The following is a 20641-nucleotide window of genomic DNA, read 5'->3' as shown; positions in this document are numbered from 1 at the left end:
CTACTGAATCCCGGTTGGGATCACGCGACGCGTGCGAACCCCCGGTAGATCCACGCCATGCGTGGATGCTGCCCCATCAGTACGTAGCGCACTGCCGCCAGCGCACCGGCTCATCCACGCCGGGCCGGGCATTGAGCTGGATGCGCACGTTGCGCAGGGCGGGGTAATGCAGCACTTCCTCGCAGACCTGCGGCCAGACGGCGTCCAGTTCGCCGGTGCGGTTGATCGCCAGCGTCTGCCGGGTCAGCCAGACACCGCTGGCGATGCCAGGCTTGCCAGCCAGGGCACGGGCCAGGTCGGCCTGGTAGCGATCCAGGGTGGCTGCATCCGGGTTGGGATTGCTGCGTGCGTCGGCCGCCGGGGCGACGGCAGCGTCGGCTGCCGGGGCGGCTGCGGGTGCTGCCTCGACCGGGGCAGGTTCGGCCGTGGGCGCAGCCGAAGGCGTGGCCACCACCGGTGTGTCAGCAACGGGCGCGGACTCTTCCATGTGCAGGCCCTGCAGGCCCAGGCCGACCAGCAGCCCCAGCGTTGCCGAACCCAGTGCGGCGATGGCGATGCGGCGCAGCGCCTCGTGCCTGGCGCTGGCGCGTACGCGCGTTTCGATGTCGCCGGGCAGGTAAGGCTGCAGCAATGGCCACAGGCGCGGACCGTCCAGCACTTCAACGGCCTGCTTCTCGGCGGCGCCACGGCCGTCGCGCTCGATACGGCCTTCGGTCAGCAGTACGCCACCCTTGGCCCCGGCCAGGCGCGCGGCCGCGCCCAGCTCGTTCACTGCGGCGGTGCCGATGCGGTAGGCAAGGCCATGCTTGCACGACACCAGCCATTGGTTGGGCCCATCGCTGAGCAGGAAATCGCTGCTCGGCTCGCGGGCATCTTCCTCCGGATCGATCAGCTCACGCAGGCCGCGCTGTTCGCGCAGCATGCGCTTGACCAGTACCGAGAATTCACGCCAGTGCATGCCCGCCAGGGCCTGCAGGCCGAGTTGCATCTCCTTCTGCCGCCGCTTGATCCACCACAGATAGACAACGGCCAGGGAACAGGTAAGCAGGGCCGACAGCAGGGCCAGGATCCAAGGGAGCATGCAGGAGTAGGGCGGAAGGGGCGAAAGCGCAGACCGACAGTGTAAAGGTCGCAGTGCCCGGCTGGGTCAGGATGTTCCTGACAGGAAGCGTGATGGAACACGCAGATCGGCGCATGGCAGGCACGAAAAACCCGCCAATCCTGAAGCCGTGAGGGGAGGGAACAAACGGCAGCCGAAGCGATTGGCGGGTTGCTCGCGATTGTCGATCAAATTTTATTGCATTGCAACAATCGCGGTCAGGGCACGCTGTCCGGCGATTGATGGCTGCCCGGAGCAGGCGCATCGGTGCCGGATGCGGCCCGGGTTTCCAGCCTGGCCAGTCGCGCCTGCAGGGCATCAATGCGGGCTTCCAGCGCGGTCACCTCATCGGCGGTGGGCACATGCAGGCGCTTGAGCACGCCCTGCACCTGGTCATCGAAGGCCTTCTCGACCTTGTTCCAGGTGCCGGAGGCCTTTTCGCGGGCCTCGTCCAGCGAGGTCTCGACGTTGTCACGCCAGCCTGGGCCCTGTTCGCCAGTGCGCTCACGGCGGCGGGCTTCCCAGGCTTCGCCTTCCTTCACCAGGCCATCGAAGAAGCGGCTGCCCTCGGCCTGGGCGCGGCCCAGCGCACCCAGCCCGGCCAGCCAGACCTGCTGCGCCGAATCACTGAGCTTGCGCGAGAAGCGCTCGGCCTGGTCACCGAAAGAGGCGTCGTCGTTGCGGCGGTCGTCGTTCTCGTAGTGGTTCATCGCACTTCCCGTGGGAGTTGGGCCTGCCCCGAGAATAGCGCGCGCTGGCGTTGCACGACCGTGACGGCCGCCGCCGGGGTTCAGCCCAGCTTTTCCTTCAGCACACGCTGGATCTCGCCTTCGACCATGCCCTTCATCGCCGACAGCAGGAAGCCCAGCTTGGCGGTCACGCGCACGGCGCCCGGCTGCAGTTCGATCGCACCGTCCACGCCGCTGCCGGAGAAGTTCAGTACGTCGGCCGTCCAGGACGACTTCAGGCCGAAACGCTCGGACAGCTTGGCAGCGACCTGCTCGATCGCGGCGCGCGCCTGTGCGTCGGGCAGGGCGTGGGCGTGGCGGACATCGATGGTGGACATGCAGGCTCCTGGCGCAGGGCGGGGATGATCAAAGAGGGCAAGCATTGTGCGCATCAAGGGCCGCCGCGCCAAGCACTCATCGTGGGTTCTTCTTCGTTGGCGACCAACCTGCTAGGCTGCGCCGCGTGCAGAACCTGCTTGTTCACTTCAGTCAGCAACAACAGCCCGATCAGCCCTTGCGGCCCGGGGTGCAGCGCATCGTGCGCCAGGCCAACGGCAGCGTGCGGCTCGGCGATGCCGGCAACGGCGCGCTGTTGCTGGCCCAGTTCTGCGTGGATGATCGCGGCCTCTGGCTGCAGGTCGGCAATGGCATCCGCGGCATCCACGTCAATGGTCGGCCGGTGCGCCGGATGGCGCTGCTGCGTGCGGGTGACGCGGTGTACGTGGATGGCGTGGAGATGGTGCTGCAGGGCGAGGTCGAGAGCCTGCTGCAGGCGCCTGCGCCGAAGAACGACGATGGCAGCGACGAGCAGCAGCGGCTGCTGCGCGGTGTCGGTGGTCTCCACCACGGCCGTAGCTTTACTCTGTCGCGGGCCCGCCTGATCGGCCGCGGCAACGAGGCCGACATCGCCATCGATGACCCGGCCTTCGCCGAGCAGCACGCCCGCGTGGAAGTGCACGGCGAGCGCGTCTTGCTGCGCGACCTGGGCAGCGCCGACGGTACCCGGGTCAACGGCGTGGCCGTGCGCCACTGCTGGCTGCAGGCGGGCGACCAGGTAGTGTTCGATGGCCAGCACCGTTTCGTGCTGGAAGTACCGCATGATCCGCGCCGGCGGTCGCTGCCGGTTGAGGACGACGCCAGCCACGAGGCCGAACAGGCGCCGGTGCTGCCGCCCGTGCCGCGCAAGGTCAGGCGCTGGCCGTGGCTGCTGGTCAGTGCGCTGCTGCTGGCCGCGCTGCTCAGCCTGCTGCTCTGGTTCGGCGCGCGCTGACCTGGATCCGCTGGGTCCGCTCCGGTAGCTGCCGACCTGGGTCGGCACACTCCATCGGTGGGCATGACGCCTGGCAGCACACGGTTTTGGTAGCTGACGACCCTGGTCGGCACGTTTCCTGGGTGGGCATGACGCCTTACGGCGTACGCCGACCAAGGTCGGCGACTACCGGCGCCACGCTGGCGGCCAATGGATACGAATGCAACCAAATTTCCCTTGCCGCACAAGGCCGCAAGGCTGGTGCACTGCGGCATACTAGGGGTCTTGCCCCACAGGTGTGACATGACGCGCGCGTTCAACTTCAGTGCCGGCCCTGCGACCTTGCCGGAATCGGTCCTGCGCCAGGCGCAGGCGGAAATGCTGGACTGGCACGGTACCGGTGCCTCGATCGTGGAAATGAGCCATCGCGGCGCGGAATTCATGTCCGTGGCTGCCGAGGCCGAGGCCGATCTGCGTCGCCTGCTCGATATCCCCGACGATTATGCGGTGCTGTTCCTGTCCGGTGGTGCCACCACCCAGCAGGCGCTGATCCCGCTGAACTTCGCCAGCCCCGGCCAGCGCGCCGACTACGTGGTCAGTGGCCACTGGGGCAAGACAGCGGTCAAGCAGGCCGGTGTCTACGTCGACGTCAACATTGCCGGCAGCAGCGAGGCCAACGGCTACCGCGAACTGCCGCCGCGTGCCGACTGGCAGCTCTCGCCCGATGCCGCCTATGTGCACATCACCGCCAACGAGACCATCCACGGCGTCGAGTTCCGTGACGTGCCGGATACCGGCAGTGTGCCGCTGGTGGCCGACTTCAGCTCGTCCATCGCCAGCGAGCCGATGGACGTGCGCCGCTATGGTGTGATCTATGCCGGCGCGCAGAAGAACCTGGGCCCGGTCGGCATCGCGGTGATGATCATCCGCCGCGACCTGCTCGAGCGCAGCGGCCAGCCGCGCGCGGACATCTTCGATTACCGCTCGCACGTTGCCCGCGATTCGATGCTCAACACCCCGCCGACCTGGAACTGGTACCTGGCCGGCCTGGTGTTCAAGTGGATGCTGGCCGAGGGCGGTGTGGCCGAGTTCGCGCGGCGCAACGCGGCCAAGGCGGCGCTGGTATACGGCGCCATCGACGGGTCCGGCGGTTTCTACCGCAACGAGGTCGCCCATGCGGCACGCTCGCGCATGAACATCCCGTTCTTCCTGCCCGATGCCGGCCTCGATGCCCGTTTCGTCGCCGAAGCCAAGGCCGCCGGCCTGCTGGCGCTGAAGGGGCACAAGGTGGTCGGGGGCATCCGTGCCTCGCTGTACAACGCCATGCCGCTGGCCGGGGCCGAGGCGCTGGTCAGTTTCATGGCCGATTTCCAGCAGCGTCACGGCTGAGCAATGAACGGCGCGCACCGTCGGGTGCGTGCCCCGCAACAAGGAATTCCGATGGCAAGCAGCAAATCCAGCAAGAAGGCGCCGAAGAAGGCCGATCCGGTCAAGGACAGCGCGCCCAGCAAAGCGAAGGGCAAGGCCAAGGCCGCCTCGAACCCGGCACCCACCCTGGCGCCGCTGGCGCTGGCCGATGTGCGCTCGAAGATCGACCAGATCGACCGCGACATCCAGAGCCTGATCGCCGAACGCGCGCGCTTCGCCCACCAGGTCGGCAAGGCCAAGGGCAAGCTCGCCGCAGCCGTCGACTACTACCGCCCCGAGCGAGAAGCGCAGGTGCTGCGCATGGTGGTGGACCGCAACGAAGGCCCGCTCAGCGATGAGCTGCTGGTGCATGTCTACCGCGAAATCATGTCGGCCTGCCTGGCCCAGCAGGAGCCGCTGAAGATCGGCTATCTCGGCCCGGAAGGCACCTTCAGCCAGCAGGCCGTGCTCAAGCACTTCGGCCGCTCGGCGCTGGGCCTGCCGATGGCCAGCATCGAAGAAGTGTTCCAGGAAGTGGAAGCGGGCAACGCCGATTTCGGCGTGGTGCCGGTGGAGAATTCGGGGCAGGGCACCATCCAGATCACCCTGGACATGTTCCTGACCTCCAACCTGAAGATCTGTGGCGAAGTGGAGCTGCGCGTGCAGCAGTACCTGATGTCGCGCAGCGGCCGCATCGAAGACATCGAGCGTATCTACGCGCACCCGCAGTCGTTCATGCAGACCTCGGCGTGGCTGCGCGCGAACCTGCCGAAGGCCGAGAAGATTCCGGTGTCGAGCAATGCCGAGGGCGCGCGTCGTGCACGCAACGCCGACGACGCGGCGGCCATCGGTGGCGAGAGCGCCGGCCACGTGTACGGCCTGAAGAAGGTGGTCACCAAGCCGATCCAGAACGATGCCGACAACACCACCCGCTTCCTGGTGGTGGGCCGCAACATCTTCCCGACCTCCGGCCACGACCGCACTTCGGTGCTGGTGTTCATCCATGACAAGCCCGGCGCGCTGTTCGACGTGCTCAGCCCGTTTGCCCGCCACGGCATCAGCATGAACCGCATCGAGTCGCGGCCGTCGCACCACGGCAAGTGGGAGTACGGCTTCTTCATCGACCTGGCCGGCCACATCGACGACGCGCCGATGCAGGCGGCGCTGGCCGAACTGGAAGCGCACTCGGCGCAGATCAAGGTGCTGGGCTCCTATCCGGTGGCCGTGCCCTGAGTGCTGCCGCGGCGGCCATGGCCGCCGCTCCCTGATGCATCGCCGGCGCTGCCGGCGTTTACGGAATGATCGAACGATGAGCAACGCGCAACACTGGATCGCCCGCAAGGGCCAGCCGCTGCAGGGCAGCCTGACCATTCCCGGCGACAAGTCGGTCTCGCACCGCTCGGTGATGTTCGCCGCGCTGGCCGATGGCACTTCGCATATCGAGGGCTTCCTGGAAGGCGAGGACACCCGCGCGACCGCGCGCATCTTCAGCCAGCTGGGTGTGCGCATCGAAACCCCCAGCCCATCGCAGCGCATCGTGCATGGCGTTGGGATCGACGGCCTGAAGGCACCGGATGCACCGCTGGACTGTGGCAATGCCGGTACCGGCATGCGCCTGCTGGCCGGCTTGCTGGCGGGCCAGGCGTTCGACTGCACGCTGATCGGCGATGAGTCGCTGTCGGGTCGTCCGATGCGCCGTGTCACCGGCCCGCTGTCGCAGATGGGCGCGAAGATCGACACCGAAAGCGATGGCACGCCGCCGCTGCAGGTGCATGGTGGCCAGGCGCTGCACGGCATCGACTTCGCCTCGCCGGTGGCCAGCGCGCAGATCAAGTCGGCCGTACTGTTGGCCGGCCTGTACGCGCAGGGCGAAACCAGCGTGCTGGAACCGCACCCGACCCGCGATTACACCGAGCGCATGCTGTCCGCGTTCGGCGTGGAGATCGAGTTTTCGCCCGGCAAGGCCCGCCTGCGTGGTGGCCAGCGCCTGCGCGCCACTGACATCGTGGTGCCGGCCGACTTCTCTTCGGCCGCGTTCTACCTGGTCGCCGCCAGCATCATTCCCGGGTCCGAGCTGCGCCTGAAGCAGGTTGGCCTGAATCCGCGCCGCACCGGCCTGCTGCACGCGCTGCGCCTGATGGGGGCGGACATCACTGAAGAGAATCCGGCCGAGCAGGGTGGGGAGCCGGTGGCTGATCTGGTGGTGCGTTACGCCCCGCTGAAGGGCGCGCGCATTCCGGAAGCACTGGTGCCGGACATGATCGATGAGTTCCCGGCGCTGTTCGTGGCCGCCGCCGCCGCCGAAGGCCAGACCGTGGTGAGCGGTGCCGCCGAGCTGCGGGTGAAGGAATCCGACCGCCTTGCGGCGATGGCCACCGGCCTGCGTGCGCTGGGCATGCAGGTGGACGAAACCGAAGACGGCGCCACCCTGCACGGCGGCGTTCGCCTGGGCAGCGGCACCATCGAAAGCCACGGTGACCATCGCATCGCCATGGCGTTTGCCATCGCTGGCCAGATCAGTGACGGCGAAGTGCGCATCAACGACATCGCCAACGTCGCTACGTCCTTCCCGGACTTCGATGGCCTTGCCCGCAGTGCAGGATTCAACCTGGCCTGACCGGGCCCCGGCAGGTGCCAACCCTGGTTGGCACGCCCCACCGCCCGGCAGGTACCAACCCTGGTTGGCACGCCCCACCGCCCGGCAGGTACCAACCCTGGTTGGCACGCTCCCACCGCCCGGTAGGTGCCAACCTTGGTTGGCACGCTCCCACCGCCCGGTAGGTGCCAACCTTGGTTGGCACGCTTCTCCGCATAAAAGGACGGAGGCCGAAGCCTCCGTCTAAACATCACGAACCCCTCGTCCGCGATCAACGCTGCTCGGTACGGAAATCCACCGGGACCCGCACCACACTGGCCACCGCACGGCCTTCATGCATTGCCGGCTGGAACTTCCAGTTCTGCACGGCGCTCAGCACCGCACGATCCAGGTCACGGCTGCGTTCGCCGCTGCGCGACACAATGGCGGCATTGGTCACCTGGCCACGGGAATCGACATTCAGGCTGGCGATCAGGCTGCCCTGTACGCCGTTGCGCAACGCTGCAGCGGGGTAGGTCGGCTTGCTGTTACCCGCCAGCGGGCGTGCCTCGCGATTGCGCACCGCAGGGGCGGCCTTGTGCTGGTTGCCGGCGGGTGCGGCCTGGCGCGCAGCCGGCTCCTGCACGTCGGCGACCGGCGCCTGCTCAGGGGCTGGCAGCATGCGCTCGCCGACCGGTGCCGGCGCCACGTCTTCCTGGTTCGAGTGACGCAGCCAGAGCAGCGCGGCGGCAAACATCGCCACGATCAGCGCGATCCACATCCAGGGCGACGTGGGCTTGTGCTGTTCGCTGGCATCCTGCTGCAGCTGCGGCGAATGAAGGTTTTCGTGGGTGGTGGCGGTCATCGCAAACTCCTTCCGTCAATTGACGACGGGGAAAGTGTTGCGCGGGCCAGCGGTGGGAAGTGTCAGCGTTGCGTCAACGCGACCGGCAGGGTTCAGTTTGCCTGCCGGGAAACGTTCAGTTACTGGGTCTTGAAGTCGAACGGTACTTCAATGCTGCCCGGTACGGCCTGGCCGTTGCTCTGTGCCGGGGTGAAGCGCCAGCGGCGCACGGCATCGGTTGCGGCACGGTCGAGCTCGCGTGAGCCGCTGCGCTGGATCACGGTGGCATTGTTCGGGTAGCCGGTGGCATCCACGTCCACGCGGACCACCACGCTGCCGGTCTCGCCGGCGCGCAGGGCGGCGGCCGGGTAGGCCGGCGGTGGCGACTGGCCGGCAATCGGCATCGGCTGGCTGTTGCCGGTGGCGGCCGGCGCAGGGGCCGGCGCGGCCGGGGCCGCCTCAGCAATGGGCGCCGGCGGTGGCGGCGCGGTTTCGACCAGCTTCGGGGCTTCTTCCTCTACCGGGGCCGGCTTGGCATCGGGCATGTCGCTGGAGCCTGCGGCTGCGGCCAGCGGTTCGGGCAGCGGTTCCACCTGCGCGGTCTCCTGCGGGGTCTGCGCGGCCGGGTCGGCACGGAAGAACTCCTTGTCGCGGCCGGTCAACCAGACCAGCACGAACAGCAGCACGCCCACGCCGAAGGCGATGCCGGCGATCTTCAGGGCGTTGCGCGGGATATGCACAGTGAACGACTTGGCGGACGACGAGCGGGGTGCAGACATGGACCGGACCAGTACGGAATGGCTCGATTCTGCCACGGCGGGAATGAACCGGGCGGCAGAAAACCGTATAACAGGCGATAATCCCGTTCCTGATACCCACCACGACACCTGCCATGCTTGATCCAGTCCTGCTCCGCCACCAGCCCGCCGACCTCGCCGAACGCCTGCGCACCAGCCGCGGCTTCGAGCTCGACGTGTCTGCCCTGGAGTCCCTGGAGGCTGATCGCAAGCGCATCCAGGTGCGGACCCAGGAGCTGCAGAGCCTGCGCAACAGCCGTTCCAAGGCCATCGGCCAGGCCAAGGCCAAGGGCGAGGACGTTTCGGCCATCATGGCCGAGGTCGCTGCCTTCGCCGACGAGCTGAAGGCCTCGGAAGTGGCGCTGGACGAACTGCGCGAGAAGATCGAAGCCATCTCGATGGGCATTCCGAACCTGCCGGCCGATGACGTGCCGGCCGGCGCCGACGAGAACGACAACGTCGAGCAGGCGCGCTGGGGTACTCCGCGCCAGTTTGATTTCAAGGTGCTCGACCACGTCGAACTGGGCGCCCGCAACGGCTGGCTGGACGGCGAGACTGCGGCCAAGCTGTCCGGTTCGCGCTTCACCGTGCTGCGCGGCCCGATCGCGCGCCTGCACCGCGCCCTGGCCCAGTTCATGGTCGACCTGCACACCGGTGAGCATGGCTACGAGGAAACCAACGTGCCGCTGCTGGTCAACGCCGACTCGCTGCGCGGTACCAGCCAGCTGCCGAAGTTCGAGGACGACCTGTTCAAGACCGCCGTGGGCGACTCCACGCGCTACCTGATCCCGACCTCGGAAGTGCCGCTGACCAACATCGTGCGCGACGAGATCGTCGACGCCGAGCGCCTGCCGCTGCGCATGACCGCCCACTCGATGTGCTTCCGTGCCGAGGCCGGCAGCGGTGGCCGCGACGTGCGCGGCATGATCCGCCAGCACCAGTTCGAGAAGGTCGAGCTGGTCTCGATCAGCCGCCCGGAAGACAGCGACGCCGAACACCAGCGCATGACCCGCTGCGCCGAAGTGGTGCTGGAAAAGCTGGGCCTGCCGTACCGCAAGGTGCTGCTGTGCACCGGCGACATGGGCTTCTCGGCGGTGAAGACCTACGACCTGGAAGTCTGGCTGCCGTCGCAGGAGACCTATCGTGAGATCTCCTCGTGCTCGAACTGTGGTGACTTCCAGGCCCGCCGCATGCAGGCCCGCTGGCGCAACCCGGCCACCGGCAAGCCGGAGCTGGCGCACACGCTGAACGGCTCGGGCGTGGCCGTTGGCCGCGCGATGATCGCGGTGATGGAGAACTACCAGAACGCCGACGGCAGCATCACCGTGCCGGAGGCCCTGCGCCCGTACATGGGTGGCCTGGAAGCCATCGCCTGACCGTCGGGCTTTGTGGCCTGTAGCGCCGAGCCCATGCTCGGCTGCTCTTGCCCATCGCGGGCCGTACTGATCATCGGCGCTGCGCGCCGCCGCCCGAGCGCAGGCTCGGGCGCTACGGGGTTTCTGCCGACCGCAGCTTCCCCAGCGGCACCCATCCCGGTTCGCCCGTCTCCGGCACGCACCACGCCCAGCCATTGAGCGTGTGTTGCCCGCGCAGCACCTGCCCCGGATCCACATCCAGCTCGCGCGCGCAGTAATCCTGGGTGGCAAATGCGCCACCCTGCGCATCGCGGCCGATCACCGGCGCCGGCACGAAGCCGGGCCGCTGTCCCTCGGCCTCGCACAGGAACCAGTCGTCCCAGCCCTCCGGGCCTTCATGGCGTTCGCCCACCACCAGCGCCTGGCCACGGCGCAGGGTGATCGGATGCGGAAATTCGCTGCGGTGCGCAGCCGTCACGATGTAATCCATCGCCCCAGCCTAGCGTTCTGGTGAGCGCCGCGCATGGCACGGAATCCACGCACAGGTGCAGTAGATCCACGCCATGCGTGGATGGCGCACCCCTCAGGCCAGACACAAAAAAACGGCCCCGCAGTGCGGGGCCGCCAGGGGTGGGCCGGGATGGGGGAGGGGGTCCCGGCCCGCGTTCAGCGCCCAGACGAGGAGAGAGGGGCGCCGAACGTTGGAACGCGTTAAGCGGCGACGGCTTCGGCCACTTCGTGCGACGGCAGCGCCGCCAGCGCACCGGCAATGGCGTCTTCGCGGTGCTGCGGCGAGTAGGCGATGCCTTCGGCGCGCACGAACTCGACCTCGTTGATGCCCATGAAGGCGAACACCTGGCGCAGGAACGGCTCCTGGAAGTCGGCCGGCGAGTCGGTGTAGATGCCGCCGCGGCTGCTGGCGATGATCACCCGCTTGCCACCGGCCAGGCCCACCGGGCCGTTCTCGGTGTACTTGAAGGTGCGGCCGGCCACGGCCACGCGGTCGATCCAGGCCTTCAGGGTGGACGGGATGCTGAAGTTGTACATCGGTGCGCCGATCACCACGATGTCGGCCTCCAGGAACTGCTGCATCACCTGTTCAGCATCGGTCGCCTCGGCGGCGTCGGTTTTGGCCAGCGAACTGCTGCGCAGATGCGGTACCGGATTGGCGTCAAGATCGCGATAATCGACCTGCAGGCCGTCGATCTGGCCCGTGAAGCGGGCGACCACGGCGGCCGACAGCTGGCGCGAGACGGAGTTGTCGCCAAGCACGCTGGCGTCGAGATGCAGAAGCTTCATGGCAGTCACCTATGTTCTGGGAGGAAGGGGCGGGTAAGCCCCGCCGACGGAGAGAACGATAGGTTGTTGCAAAGGCGGGATAAAGGTGGTTGAATGCCACGTATTGTTCTAGATATGGAACTCGGGCATGCATGACCTGAATGACCTGTACTACTTCGCGATGGTGGTCGACCACGGTGGATTCGCCGCCGCCGAGCGCGCACTGGGTATTCCCAAGTCGCGGCTGAGCCGCCGCATCAGCCAGTTGGAAACCGATCTGGGCGTGCGCCTGCTGCAGCGCTCCACGCGCCGTTTCGCCGTCACCGATGTCGGTACCAGCGTGCACCGCCACGCGCAGACGATGCTGGCCGAGGCACAGGCCGCACGTGAAGTGGTGGACCGCCTCAGCGCGGAACCGCGCGGCGTGGTGCGCGCCAGCGTGCCGGTATCGCTGGCACAGATGCAGCTGCCCAAATTGCTGCCCAAGTTCCTTGAGCAGTATCCGAAGGTGCGCCTGCAGCTGAACATCAGCAACCGCCGCGTGGACATCATCAATGAAGGTTACGACGTGGCCCTGCGCGTGCGTTCGCGGCTGGACGACGACGGCAGCCTGGTGATGCGCAGCTTCGGCCAGGTGCAGGAACTGCTGGTGGCCAGCCCGAAGTACCTCGACCGCGCCGGCCGCCCCAAGGACCCGGAAGAACTGACCCAGCACGTCACCCTCAGCATCAGCGAAGACGAAGCGCGCCAGCGCTGGGAACTGCATGGCCCGGAAGGCGAAGTGCGCCGGGTCGACCTGCAGCCGCGCGTGGCCGGCTTCGACTTCCCGTTGCTGCAGAGCATGGTGAAGGACGGTTTTGGCATCACCATGCTGCCGGAAACCGTGTGCGCCGATGCGGTGCGCAATGGCGAGCTGGAAGTGGTGCTGCCGGACTGGTCGCTGCCGCAGGGCGTGTGCCATGCCGTATTCGCCTCGCGCCGCGGCCTGCTGCCGGCGGTACGCGTGTTCATCGACTTCCTGGCCGAGCACCTGCCGCCGCAGCTGGAGGCCTCGCGCCTGGATTGCGGTGGTGCCTGTGAAAAGGCCAAGGAGCGGATCAAGGCCAGCGCACTGGGTGCACTGGCAGTAGATGCCGGCTGAAAGAACTGAACGGTAGCGCCGGGCGATGCCCGGCGTTGCTGATTTCCGCCGCCGATCAACTCCGCCCGAACAGCCGGTCCCAGAAGCTGCGGCGTCGCGCTGCGGCCGGCGGCGGTTCGGCTGCAACGACGGGCGCTTCCAGCACCGCCATCAGTTCCGCGCTGCGTGGTTTTTTGAGGAAGCGCGCGTAGTCCAGGTAGCTGGTCACCTTGCTCATGTGCAGGCGTTCGGGCATTGCAGGCAAGGCGCCGCCCTGCAGCAGCACCCGCAATGCCTGCGGACGGTCCAGGCGGATGGCTTCAAACAATGCGGTGCCACCGCAGCCCGGTTCGACCTGATTGGCGCGCTGAGGTGCATCTTTCAGCAGCGCACGCAGCGCCTCCGCGTCGTCTCGCTCCACGGCAGCCACCAGCCGTGCCAGCGCTTCGGCTTCATCGGGTGGGAGGCTGTCGCGATAGGCCTGGTCGGCGATCTCGCGCTCGTCGCGCCCATCGCCGCCCTGGATGCACAGGAAATCGGTGACCAATGCGACCGGAATGCCGGATGTATCCAGCGCCCAGTAGCTGGGATAGACACCGTCGCCCCAGCCGCTGGTGAACACGACCAGGCCGTGCGGCGAGTCCTCGCCCCAGGGGCGGTACTCGGCGCCTTCATCCAGGCCATCGTGGTCGATCAGCGCATCTGACCATTCACTCTCTTCGTCGCCATTGGCCTGTTCGATCAGGGCCAGCAGCGCCTGCTGGGTGTCGGTGTCCATGAAACAGCCGATGCCGGCGTCGACCGGGTAGCCAATGAAGCTGTCCTCATCCAGGCCGGTCAGGTCCTGCGTGGTCCAGCGCGCCATCTGCCAGTGCAGGGCGGTCGCAGTGAGGGCTTGGCGGGGCTTGAACCAGGCTACGGCCAACGCCGGGCGGCCGCTGTGCACGATGATCTCGACTGGATGCCGGCCCAGCGGGGCGGTGTGGTCGGCCAGCGCCGGCGCCTCGGCCTGGACCAACGGATCGCAGACCACCAGGTGCCCGCTGCTGACCGGCAGGTGTCCGGCGAAGGTGCGGTGCAGGGCCACTGCGGCCAGCTGGGTGTCGTCCAGCAGGCAGGTGCGCAGGTTGGCCAGATCGAGATGGGCCATGGCGGCTCCGATTGCGGTGAAGGCCCCACCGTGCCGGATGCGAAGGGCAGGGGCAAGCTGGTCTTGGGCAAATGCCCTTCCCGTGCGAGAATACGCCGCTGCCCGGGCGACCGGGACCCGATTGGAGAGATGGCCGAGCGGTTTAAGGCACCGGTCTTGAAAACCGGCGAAGGGTTAAACCTTCCGTGGGTTCGAATCCCACTCTCTCCGCCAAATCGTGAATTAAGCTCTTGGATTTCAAGGGCTATTTGTTCTTTGCAATTCTCTATTGCCAATGTAGTGACGAAACTCTAGCCACATTGGCAACGAGTGATCGGCGGCCCGGTCGAAGCAATGAGTCTGCCGTGGCTGTTGCTGTTCGTTAAGCTTGTGACGACAGTTCGCAAGGGGGGGGCATGAACACGCAAGGCGATGATGGCCTCGGCAAAGGCATCAACGACTATCTCAATCACTACGTCCTTGTGGCCGATGGAAAAGCGGCGGCGCTTGCGGCCGGTTCGCTTGTGCTTGTGGGCTTAGCCTTAAGTTCCGAAGCGAAGGACGCAGAACCTATCTTACGGCTTATAGGTACGATCCTCGCGGGGCTATCTGCTGTGCTGGCGGCAACCGTGTTGTATCCGCGCACTCCGCATTCAGGGAGCGGGCATATTTTCTGGGCGGATATCCGATCATTCGATTCTGCGGAATCTTACTGGAAGTCACTTCGCCAACTCGATGACGATGCAATTGGGCGTGAGTACGCCAGACAAAACTACTTCGTTAGCGAAGTTCTATTGAAGAAGAATGCAATGGTCAGGTGGACAATCATCGTCCTTGGGCTTGCATGTTTGTCTCTGTCCATTGCTTTCGGGGTCCGATGATGGTTGCTCCCTTTGGCCGGATCATTGCTGCTGGATATCGTGCTGAAGTTCAGAACAAGGTTCCCCAGCTATTGCGTCGCTTAGATGCGGTAGTTGATGGGCGTGTGGCACCTGCCGTCGATAACATTGTTATTGGCTCAGGGCGGAAGGTCACGGCTTGCGTGATCTTCTTTGACATACGGAACTTCACACAACTTACGTCATCGGATGATGCTAATACTCTGAAAAGAACGCTGTTCCTGCTGAACTGTGTAATCCCTGCAATGATGCGCGTTCTGTATCGCTATGGCGCTTACGTTGAAAAGAATACTGGCGATGGTTTGATGGCTGTTCTTGGGGTCGAGACAAATGCGCAAGTCACGGCGAAGAATGCATTGGATGCTGCCGCTGAAATGTTCTACGTCTTGCACTTCTTGGTCAATCCAATACTCGCCGTGCAGGGGATTCAGCCCGTCGATGCCCGTATTGGCATGGATATGGGGCCGCTGCTCTTGGCAAGAATTGGGCTTCCAACCGGAAGTTCGGCTCACGAGCGTAGTTCATTGACTGCTGTGGGACCTGCTGCGAATCGCGCATGTAAGCTTCAAGGGTTCGCGGGTACGAATGAAATTTGGTGCGGCGATGCAATTCAAAGGTCTGCACCTATGGATAGGTTGCATCTGTTCGCCGATGTAACCCCTGACAATTGGACTTGGCATTACAGCGGAAGCAGCGCGCCTTATCGCTGCTGGCGCTACGATGGTGTTGCCGATGATCCTTTCGCAACTCTACTTGGTAGCGCTTCACGCAGGTAAAGAAGCCCGGCGGAAGCCGGGCAAGGTCAGCATGGCACTGCTGTTAGATTTCGACCCGTTGCTTGGCCTTCACCAGTAAGGCGGAGTAGAACGATTTGCGAACGCTGCCAATTGCCTTGTCATAGTTCGGGACAAGGTTTGACAGGGCAACGCTTGCGGTAAGCATTTGATTTCACGTGTTCACCCACGACGCCCACCCTTCGGCCTGTTGTGGCACAACGGGTAGCTGGAGCACGACCGGAAAGCCCCATGCGGCCCATTCCGGTCCACGAACACTCCCACCTTGCACACCGGGCAGCGCTCTTCGCGGATGGCCGCACCTGAAATCGCGGTCACTTCCACCGCGCCGTCCTCCACCAGCTCATCCAGGAAGGGCGAGTGCTTGCCCTGCAGGGTGAACATCGCAACCGATCGTCGCGCTCGCGTCAGCGCGACATAGAACAGCCGTCGTTCTTCGCTCAGCAGATAGGTGTCGCCGTCCGGCATCGCCAGGGAAAGCACCGGGTCATCCGAGCGCAGGCTCGGGAAGCTGCGGTTGATCATGCCCGGCAGGATCACGTAGTCCGCCTCGCGCCCCTTCGATCGATGCACGGTCAGGAACTCGACGTCCATCGTGCTGCCGAAGGCCGTCTTCCAATCCGAAGGCACTGCACCGCGATCGGCGCGATACCGCCCGAGGACAAAGACTGTCACGCGCCCGTTGCGGCCCTGCGCAACCGTACCCGCCAGCAGTTGCTGGTGCAGCTTCGAAAGGTACTGGCGAACACCATCCTGCACCTCCTCACGCCGGTTCATCTGGAACGCCTGCAGCACCAGGCCCATTGCCGGCGCAGCAGAGCGAACTTCTTTGGCGATCTGAGCCGGATTGCGGCTGATGAAGCGGCTGGAAACATCGCAGAGCGCCTGTGGGCAGCGGAACGTCTGCTCCAGTTTCAGCACCTGGCCGTGCCCCATCCATTCGCGGAATCCGGTCATCACCGAAACGTCGGCACCGGCGAAGCGATTGATCGATTGCCAGTCATCGCCCACCGCAAACAGATAGCGGCCCGGTTGGCTCACCAGCGCACGGCAGAGACGCGCACGGGCGCGCGATGCGTCCTGGAATTCGTCGGCCATCACCAGCTCGTAGGGTGATTCATAGCGGCCCTGTTCCAGCAGCCCGGCCGCCATGTTGAGCATGTCCTCGAAGTCGATGCTGCGCTCGTCAGCCAGCGCATTGTCCCAGGCCTGGAAAACAGGGCCGGCGATTTCCAGGAAGCGCCGGTAGCGTTCCTTGAACTGGTCCTCGGGCATCTGCCGCAGGCGCGCCGCCATATCGTCCAGCGTCAGGCAGTTGCTCTTGGCATGCGCAATGAAGGTGCGCATCAAGCCGATCAGGTCCGCATCCGGCATTGGCTTGGCACCCTGATCCGGCAGCTCGCGGTCCGGGTTGGGGTCGAGTTCGACATCACCCGCGCCAAGTCGCTCCGCAAGATCCTGCAGGGCATGTCCACTGCGCAGGCCAAACGACGTTGTCTCGACCAGGGCGGTACCGCGCGACGCATGCTGCTGGCGCTTCCAGTGCATCCCTTCGCTGTAGCTGGCGAAGTGCTTCGGCGGCTGGCCATCGGCATCCAGCGCGAAGTGTTCGTGGTACAGCCGGGCGTCCGGGTAATAGAAGTCCGGACGATACTGGCGGTGGGTGTCTGTCGCGGTATCGAACTCGTAGCGTCGCTCGTAGTGGTACGCCACGCCGTTGTAGAACAGCCAGTCGGCGATGACGCACTCTTCCAGGCTCTTTACCCGCTCGCCCTGCAGGGTACGGATATAGGGCATGCCATCGCGGTCGTAACCATCGGCCAACATGTCGGCACCGAACGGCGGAAGATCGCGCCCGAACACCAGGCGGAACATGTCCCACTGGGTGCGGAAGTGGGCCGAGCGGTCCTTCAGGTCGTCCACCAGTTCGGCCAGCTTGTTGAAGCCCAGCGTCGCGTCGACCGCCCATTCCGGGATATCGGGCTTGCGCCCTGTGGCTTTGGCGATGATGGCCAGGCCCAGGGCGTGGAAGGTCCGGGCCTCGACCACGGTGTCGCCCATGCCGAGCCGGTCGAAGGATTGCTGCGCGCGCTCCTCCAGCTCCTTCGCGGCGTCCTTGTTGAAGGCGAGCATCACGATCCGTTCGGGTTCGACGAAGCCGCGATCGATGGCATATGCAGCCTTGGCGACCATGGTGGAGGTCTTGCCGGAACCCGCCGCGGCCACGACCTGCACCCGGTTGTCGAAGCAGATGACGGCGCGGGCCTGTTCCTCGGTCAGTGGCTTGCTCTCGACCCGGTCCAGGAAGTCCCTGGCCAGCACCCGCTCACGCGCTGCCATGGTTGCGTTGGCCTCGGCCCACACGGCGGGCCAATCCAGCTGCCAGTCGTGCAGGGCATCCAGCGCCATGCGGTGGCCATGCGCGTGCAGGTCGTCGTGCACGTCCTCATCGAGGAACAGCCGCTCCAGTTCGGCTGGCGCAAGGGGCAGGGCGGGGCGGCCGGCCAGCAGTGCCTGCTGCTGCTCGTGGCTGATCCAGCGCCGGCCGGTGGTGCCACGGTCGGTAAGCGCGTCCGCCTCCGCCAGCCACGACTGGATCTGCCCCAGGAGGGTCTCAAAGAGTGCCTTGCGCCCACGCGTGGTGCGCGCAAAGCACGCCTGCTGCACGGCAGCCGCAAGCCGCGAGGCCTGGCCGTTGGGCAGTCCATCCACGGACAGCGTGTCGCCGCCCTCGGTCTGCAGTGCAACCCTGGCCCAGAACACGCCAGGAATGACCTGTACGCGCTGCCGGTCATCCAGGAGCTGCCGGTACTGACGGCCTTCAATCGAAAGCTCGACCTGTTCGCCATCAAGCCGCAATCGCCAGTCTGGCGAACGGGTCATACGCTGGCCCCAGCCCGAGGGGCACCATTCCATGAACATCCAGATACTGCCTTGCGTGCGTCAACTGGGCTTGCAGAGCCCCTACGCCTCCAATGATAAGGGGCCTTGACGACGCGCGCGGCCTTTGGCTTCGGGGCCGGGCATGGACGTTGACTGGAACAGTGCAGGAACCCTCAAGCACATCGACGGCGGCTACGATATCCGCACCGACGCACTGAAGATTCTGGTGACCACGGCGATGCAGGGCCACGAGGGTGAGGTCGCCCATATGCGCATCGATAGGGAGGATGGCACCGTAATCCGGCCAGACAGGATCAGGCTCCTGGCAAAGGCGCCGGGCCGAATCCGCTGGAAGCGCCGATCGGTGCTGGCCCAGGTGCTTCCCGCCGCTTCATGCGCCGGTGCCCGCGGGCACTGCATCACTCGTAGGCGCGGTCCCGCTTTGCAGGGGGAACCTCAACCGCCTCACCACGCCGGATCAGCTCATCCAGATCCACCGCCGATGCCGCCAATGCGTCCTGCGCATCGAAATCCCATTTGTTCCTGTACTCACGCGCCAGAAGATCGCAGACCGCCTTGGCGCGCTTGTAGGCATCGCTTTCCGCATCATTCTGCATCAGCTCATCCCGATGGATCTGGCAGAGCATCAACTGATGCGCGTCCTCACCGCGTTCGCGCTCCCAGGTAATGTCGGGCAGGCCCGAAAGAGCAGTGGCAAGTGCGAATGCGGTCAATGACATGGCGATGTCCACGGGGCAACGGGAACTTGAGCGTATGCGAGCGGCAGCGGCATGCCGCCCCCGCCGCGCTCATGGTTTCACGGCGTGTTCACCATTCGCTGCAGCATGGAACCCGCTGTGCAGGGTGCTTCATGCATTGACATCCACGACAATCCGCCCGCGCACCTTGCCCGGAATGATCTTCTCGTACACGTCCAGCACGTCGGCAAGCCCAATCAGCTGCACCGTGCTTTCCAGCTTCTGCGGGTCCAGATCGGTCGCGAGGCGATCCCACGCGCGCTGGCGAACGTCCTGCGGTGCATTCACCGAATCCACGCCCGCAAGGGTTACGTTGCGCAGGATGAAAGGCAGGACCGAACCGTGCAGTGCGTCGCTCTGTGCCAGGCCGCACGCGGCCACGGCACCACGGTACCTGGTCTCGGCAATGGCATTGACCAGCGTTGGGCCGCCGGCCACGTCCACCACGCCCGCCCAGCGCTCGGCACTCACCGGCCGGTCGCGCGGTTCCGAAAGCTGCGCGCGATCGATGATCTCGGCAGCACCCAGGCTGTGCAGGTACTCGGCGTGCTCCGGGCGCCCGGTGGCGGCCACCACGCGATAGCCCAGCTTTGAAAGGATCGCCACCGCAATCGAGCCAACGCCACCGTTGGCGCCGGTCACCAGTACATCGCCCTTTTCAGGCGTCACGCCGGCATCTTCCAGCGCCAGCACGCACAGCATGGCGGTATAGCCTGCGGTGCCGATGGCCATGGCGTCGCGGGTGCCCAGGTTGCCGGGAATCCGGTTGAGCCATTCGCCACGCACGCGGGCACGCTGTGCCAGGCCGCCGTGGTGGCCCATGCTCAGGTCCCAGCCATTCAACACGACACGGTCACCGGGCTGGAAATCGGCATTGCTCGACTCCAGCACCACGCCCGCCAGGTCGATGCCCGGAATCAACGGGAAAGTGCGGATGACCGGGCGCGTATTCGTGAGGGCCAGTGCGTCCTTGTAGTTCAGCGTTGAGTATTCGACCTGCACCAGCACGTCGCCGTCCATCAGATTGGCTTCATCGAAATCGACCAGTTCCGTGGATACGCCGTCGTTTGTCTTGCGGGTCAGCAGCGCCTTGAAACTCATGGTGGGGCCTCACGTTCAGTGGATGGCGCCATGCTAGGCTCGCACCCTTATCGCAACAAGAACGATGATTTTCCGTAGGTACTATGGTTTTCCGGAGTATGCATGCGTAGCAAGCGTTGGGATGGCAAGAGCGGTTGCGCCGTGGAGGTCACGCTGTCGGTGATGGGCGGCGTGTGGAAGCCTGTCATCCTCTTTCACCTGATGACAGGCAAGCGGCGTTTCATGGAACTGACGCGGCGGGTGCCCAACGCCACCCAGTCCATGCTCACCAGCCAGCTGCGTGAACTGGAAGCCGATGGCGTGGTGATCCGCCACGTGTACCCGGAAGTGCCGCCGAAGGTGGAATACGAGCTTTCCGAGTTCGGGCGCACGCTGGTGCCGGTGCTGCTTGCCATGCGCGAGTGGGGTGAAACCTACCGTGGCCATCAGGGCACCGACGGTGATAGCTGAAGGCTGAGCGGGTGCGAAGGCCGCATGCCGATTTCGCGAGCGCTCACTGCAATCGACGGTCTTTGGCGCCGGCTGCGCACGTGTCGTATACGGCTTGATATGGCGTCCGTGCAGTGCACGCCGGTGGCGTTGTCTGCTGGCGACGCGCGTCCGTCAATGAGCAACTCGACGTCTG

Annotated in this window: 20 protein-coding genes and 1 tRNA gene; 10 read left to right on the top strand and 11 right to left on the bottom strand. The window is 65.6% G+C overall.

Annotated elements, in window-relative coordinates; all coding sequences use genetic code 11:
- Positions 1 to 76: 76 nt before the first annotated feature.
- The 3 genes from B9Y64_RS21215 to B9Y64_RS21205 all read right to left on the bottom strand — a co-directional run bounded on the left by B9Y64_RS21215 (position 77) and on the right by B9Y64_RS21205 (position 2165).
- Positions 77 to 1081, bottom strand: a complete 1005-nt coding sequence (locus B9Y64_RS21215; protein ID WP_100442329.1) for a restriction endonuclease — start codon at positions 1079 to 1081, stop codon at positions 77 to 79.
- 236 nt (positions 1082 to 1317) lie between these two features.
- Positions 1318 to 1809, bottom strand: a complete 492-nt coding sequence (locus B9Y64_RS21210) for a phasin family protein (RefSeq protein ID WP_100442328.1) — start codon at positions 1807 to 1809, stop codon at positions 1318 to 1320.
- Between the two features lie 80 nt (positions 1810 to 1889).
- Positions 1890 to 2165, bottom strand: coding sequence for a polyhydroxyalkanoic acid system family protein (locus B9Y64_RS21205; RefSeq protein ID WP_005417302.1), 276 nt, complete (start codon positions 2163 to 2165; stop codon positions 1890 to 1892).
- A 125-nt stretch (positions 2166 to 2290) separates the two neighbouring features.
- Between B9Y64_RS21205 and B9Y64_RS21200 the strand changes: the two genes are divergently transcribed.
- The 4 genes from B9Y64_RS21200 to aroA all read left to right on the top strand — a co-directional run bounded on the left by B9Y64_RS21200 (position 2291) and on the right by aroA (position 7100).
- The gene (locus B9Y64_RS21200; protein ID WP_100442327.1) at positions 2291 to 3097 is read left to right on the top strand and encodes an FHA domain-containing protein; all 807 of its coding nucleotides are present in this window, start codon (positions 2291 to 2293) and stop codon (positions 3095 to 3097) included.
- A 282-nt stretch (positions 3098 to 3379) separates the two neighbouring features.
- Entirely contained in the window at positions 3380 to 4465 is a 1086-nt protein-coding gene (serC, locus tag B9Y64_RS21195) for a 3-phosphoserine/phosphohydroxythreonine transaminase (RefSeq protein ID WP_100442326.1), read from the top strand.
- A gap of 51 nt (positions 4466 to 4516) precedes the next feature.
- A complete protein-coding gene (gene pheA / locus B9Y64_RS21190; RefSeq protein WP_100442325.1) occupies positions 4517 to 5716 on the top strand; it encodes a prephenate dehydratase in 1200 nt (399 codons plus the stop codon).
- Between the two features lie 76 nt (positions 5717 to 5792).
- Positions 5793 to 7100: a 3-phosphoshikimate 1-carboxyvinyltransferase gene (gene aroA / locus B9Y64_RS21185; RefSeq protein ID WP_100442324.1), complete on the top strand. Its 1308-nt coding sequence runs from the start codon at positions 5793 to 5795 to the stop codon at positions 7098 to 7100.
- A 250-nt stretch (positions 7101 to 7350) separates the two neighbouring features.
- Here aroA and B9Y64_RS21180 read toward each other — a convergent pair whose 3' ends face one another.
- Positions 7351 to 7923 (bottom strand): energy transducer TonB, encoded by a 573-nt coding sequence (locus B9Y64_RS21180; protein ID WP_100442323.1) that lies wholly within the window; start codon positions 7921 to 7923, stop codon positions 7351 to 7353.
- 119 nt (positions 7924 to 8042) lie between these two features.
- On the bottom strand, positions 8043 to 8681 hold the full coding sequence (locus B9Y64_RS21175) for an energy transducer TonB (protein WP_100442322.1): 639 nt from the start codon (positions 8679 to 8681) through the stop codon (positions 8043 to 8045).
- Between the two features lie 113 nt (positions 8682 to 8794).
- On the opposite strand from B9Y64_RS21175, the gene serS reads away from it, so the two are divergent.
- The gene (gene serS / locus B9Y64_RS21170) at positions 8795 to 10075 is read left to right on the top strand and encodes a serine--tRNA ligase (protein WP_100442321.1); all 1281 of its coding nucleotides are present in this window, start codon (positions 8795 to 8797) and stop codon (positions 10073 to 10075) included.
- A 112-nt stretch (positions 10076 to 10187) separates the two neighbouring features.
- Here the strand turns inward: serS and B9Y64_RS21165 are convergent, their stop codons facing one another.
- Together B9Y64_RS21165 and B9Y64_RS21160 are read right to left on the bottom strand one after the other, a co-directional pair.
- The gene (locus tag B9Y64_RS21165) at positions 10188 to 10544 is read right to left on the bottom strand and encodes a ligand-binding protein SH3 (RefSeq protein ID WP_100442320.1); all 357 of its coding nucleotides are present in this window, start codon (positions 10542 to 10544) and stop codon (positions 10188 to 10190) included.
- Between the two features lie 221 nt (positions 10545 to 10765).
- Entirely contained in the window at positions 10766 to 11353 is a 588-nt protein-coding gene (locus B9Y64_RS21160; protein WP_100442319.1) for an FMN-dependent NADH-azoreductase, read from the bottom strand.
- A gap of 127 nt (positions 11354 to 11480) precedes the next feature.
- On the opposite strand from B9Y64_RS21160, the gene B9Y64_RS21155 reads away from it, so the two are divergent.
- Positions 11481 to 12473, top strand: a complete 993-nt coding sequence (locus B9Y64_RS21155; RefSeq protein WP_005410175.1) for a LysR family transcriptional regulator — start codon at positions 11481 to 11483, stop codon at positions 12471 to 12473.
- Positions 12474 to 12528: 55 nt separating this feature from the next.
- Here the strand turns inward: B9Y64_RS21155 and B9Y64_RS21150 are convergent, their stop codons facing one another.
- Positions 12529 to 13602, bottom strand: a complete 1074-nt coding sequence (locus tag B9Y64_RS21150) for a DUF4241 domain-containing protein (protein ID WP_100442318.1) — start codon at positions 13600 to 13602, stop codon at positions 12529 to 12531.
- Between the two features lie 123 nt (positions 13603 to 13725).
- Here B9Y64_RS21150 and B9Y64_RS21145 point away from each other — a divergent pair.
- The 3 genes from B9Y64_RS21145 (at position 13726) to B9Y64_RS21140 (ending at position 15256) form a co-directional block, all read left to right on the top strand.
- Positions 13726 to 13815 (top strand) — tRNA-Ser (locus B9Y64_RS21145).
- Between the two features lie 182 nt (positions 13816 to 13997).
- Positions 13998 to 14462 (top strand): Pycsar system effector family protein, encoded by a 465-nt coding sequence (locus B9Y64_RS22095; protein ID WP_157804552.1) that lies wholly within the window; start codon positions 13998 to 14000, stop codon positions 14460 to 14462.
- Positions 14459 to 15256 (top strand): adenylate/guanylate cyclase domain-containing protein, encoded by a 798-nt coding sequence (locus B9Y64_RS21140; RefSeq protein ID WP_157804551.1) that lies wholly within the window; start codon positions 14459 to 14461, stop codon positions 15254 to 15256. Before B9Y64_RS22095 ends, B9Y64_RS21140 begins: the two co-directional genes overlap by 4 nt.
- 180 nt (positions 15257 to 15436) lie before the next feature.
- Here the strand turns inward: B9Y64_RS21140 and B9Y64_RS21135 are convergent, their stop codons facing one another.
- The 3 genes from B9Y64_RS21135 to B9Y64_RS21120 form a co-directional block, all read right to left on the bottom strand.
- Entirely contained in the window at positions 15437 to 18190 is a 2754-nt protein-coding gene (locus tag B9Y64_RS21135; protein ID WP_100442342.1) for a UvrD-helicase domain-containing protein, read from the bottom strand.
- 386 nt (positions 18191 to 18576) lie between these two features.
- Complete coding sequence (locus tag B9Y64_RS21125; RefSeq protein WP_100442316.1) at positions 18577 to 18897, bottom strand: hypothetical protein; 321 nt, start codon at positions 18895 to 18897, stop codon at positions 18577 to 18579.
- A gap of 129 nt (positions 18898 to 19026) precedes the next feature.
- Complete coding sequence (locus B9Y64_RS21120) at positions 19027 to 20016, bottom strand: MDR family oxidoreductase (protein WP_100442315.1); 990 nt, start codon at positions 20014 to 20016, stop codon at positions 19027 to 19029.
- A gap of 102 nt (positions 20017 to 20118) precedes the next feature.
- On the opposite strand from B9Y64_RS21120, the gene B9Y64_RS21115 reads away from it, so the two are divergent.
- Positions 20119 to 20466, top strand: a complete 348-nt coding sequence (locus tag B9Y64_RS21115; protein WP_100442314.1) for a winged helix-turn-helix transcriptional regulator — start codon at positions 20119 to 20121, stop codon at positions 20464 to 20466.
- The last annotated feature ends 175 nt before the right edge of the window (positions 20467 to 20641 follow it).

This window comes from Stenotrophomonas maltophilia (assembly GCF_002799245.1).
GTDB classification, from domain to species: Bacteria; Pseudomonadota; Gammaproteobacteria; order Xanthomonadales; family Xanthomonadaceae; genus Stenotrophomonas; species Stenotrophomonas maltophilia_S.
This window is presented reverse-complemented; position numbering and strand designations above follow the sequence as displayed.

What these genes read in the sequence shown, in the direction of transcription:
- B9Y64_RS21215 (WP_100442329.1), bottom strand. Translation starts at nt 1,081, where the DNA reads ATGCTCCCTTGGATCCTGGCCCTGCTGTCGGCCCTGCTTACCTGTTCC.
- B9Y64_RS21210 (WP_100442328.1), bottom strand. Translation starts at nt 1,809, where the DNA reads ATGAACCACTACGAGAACGACGACCGCCGCAACGACGACGCCTCTTTC.
- B9Y64_RS21205 (WP_005417302.1), bottom strand. Translation starts at nt 2,165, where the DNA reads ATGTCCACCATCGATGTCCGCCACGCCCACGCCCTGCCCGACGCACAG.
- serC (WP_100442326.1), top strand. Translation starts at nt 3,380, where the DNA reads ATGACGCGCGCGTTCAACTTCAGTGCCGGCCCTGCGACCTTGCCGGAA.
- pheA (WP_100442325.1), top strand. Translation starts at nt 4,517, where the DNA reads ATGGCAAGCAGCAAATCCAGCAAGAAGGCGCCGAAGAAGGCCGATCCG.
- aroA (WP_100442324.1), top strand. Translation starts at nt 5,793, where the DNA reads ATGAGCAACGCGCAACACTGGATCGCCCGCAAGGGCCAGCCGCTGCAG.
- B9Y64_RS21180 (WP_100442323.1), bottom strand. Translation starts at nt 7,923, where the DNA reads ATGACCGCCACCACCCACGAAAACCTTCATTCGCCGCAGCTGCAGCAG.
- B9Y64_RS21175 (WP_100442322.1), bottom strand. Translation starts at nt 8,681, where the DNA reads ATGTCTGCACCCCGCTCGTCGTCCGCCAAGTCGTTCACTGTGCATATC.
- serS (WP_100442321.1), top strand. Translation starts at nt 8,795, where the DNA reads ATGCTTGATCCAGTCCTGCTCCGCCACCAGCCCGCCGACCTCGCCGAA.
- B9Y64_RS21165 (WP_100442320.1), bottom strand. Translation starts at nt 10,544, where the DNA reads ATGGATTACATCGTGACGGCTGCGCACCGCAGCGAATTTCCGCATCCG.
- B9Y64_RS21160 (WP_100442319.1), bottom strand. Translation starts at nt 11,353, where the DNA reads ATGAAGCTTCTGCATCTCGACGCCAGCGTGCTTGGCGACAACTCCGTC.
- B9Y64_RS21155 (WP_005410175.1), top strand. Translation starts at nt 11,481, where the DNA reads ATGCATGACCTGAATGACCTGTACTACTTCGCGATGGTGGTCGACCAC.
- B9Y64_RS21150 (WP_100442318.1), bottom strand. Translation starts at nt 13,602, where the DNA reads ATGGCCCATCTCGATCTGGCCAACCTGCGCACCTGCCTGCTGGACGAC.
- B9Y64_RS22095 (WP_157804552.1), top strand. Translation starts at nt 13,998, where the DNA reads ATGAACACGCAAGGCGATGATGGCCTCGGCAAAGGCATCAACGACTAT.
- B9Y64_RS21140 (WP_157804551.1), top strand. Translation starts at nt 14,459, where the DNA reads ATGATGGTTGCTCCCTTTGGCCGGATCATTGCTGCTGGATATCGTGCT.
- B9Y64_RS21135 (WP_100442342.1), bottom strand. Translation starts at nt 18,190, where the DNA reads ATGGAATGGTGCCCCTCGGGCTGGGGCCAGCGTATGACCCGTTCGCCA.
- B9Y64_RS21125 (WP_100442316.1), bottom strand. Translation starts at nt 18,897, where the DNA reads ATGTCATTGACCGCATTCGCACTTGCCACTGCTCTTTCGGGCCTGCCC.
- B9Y64_RS21120 (WP_100442315.1), bottom strand. Translation starts at nt 20,016, where the DNA reads ATGAGTTTCAAGGCGCTGCTGACCCGCAAGACAAACGACGGCGTATCC.
- B9Y64_RS21115 (WP_100442314.1), top strand. Translation starts at nt 20,119, where the DNA reads ATGCGTAGCAAGCGTTGGGATGGCAAGAGCGGTTGCGCCGTGGAGGTC.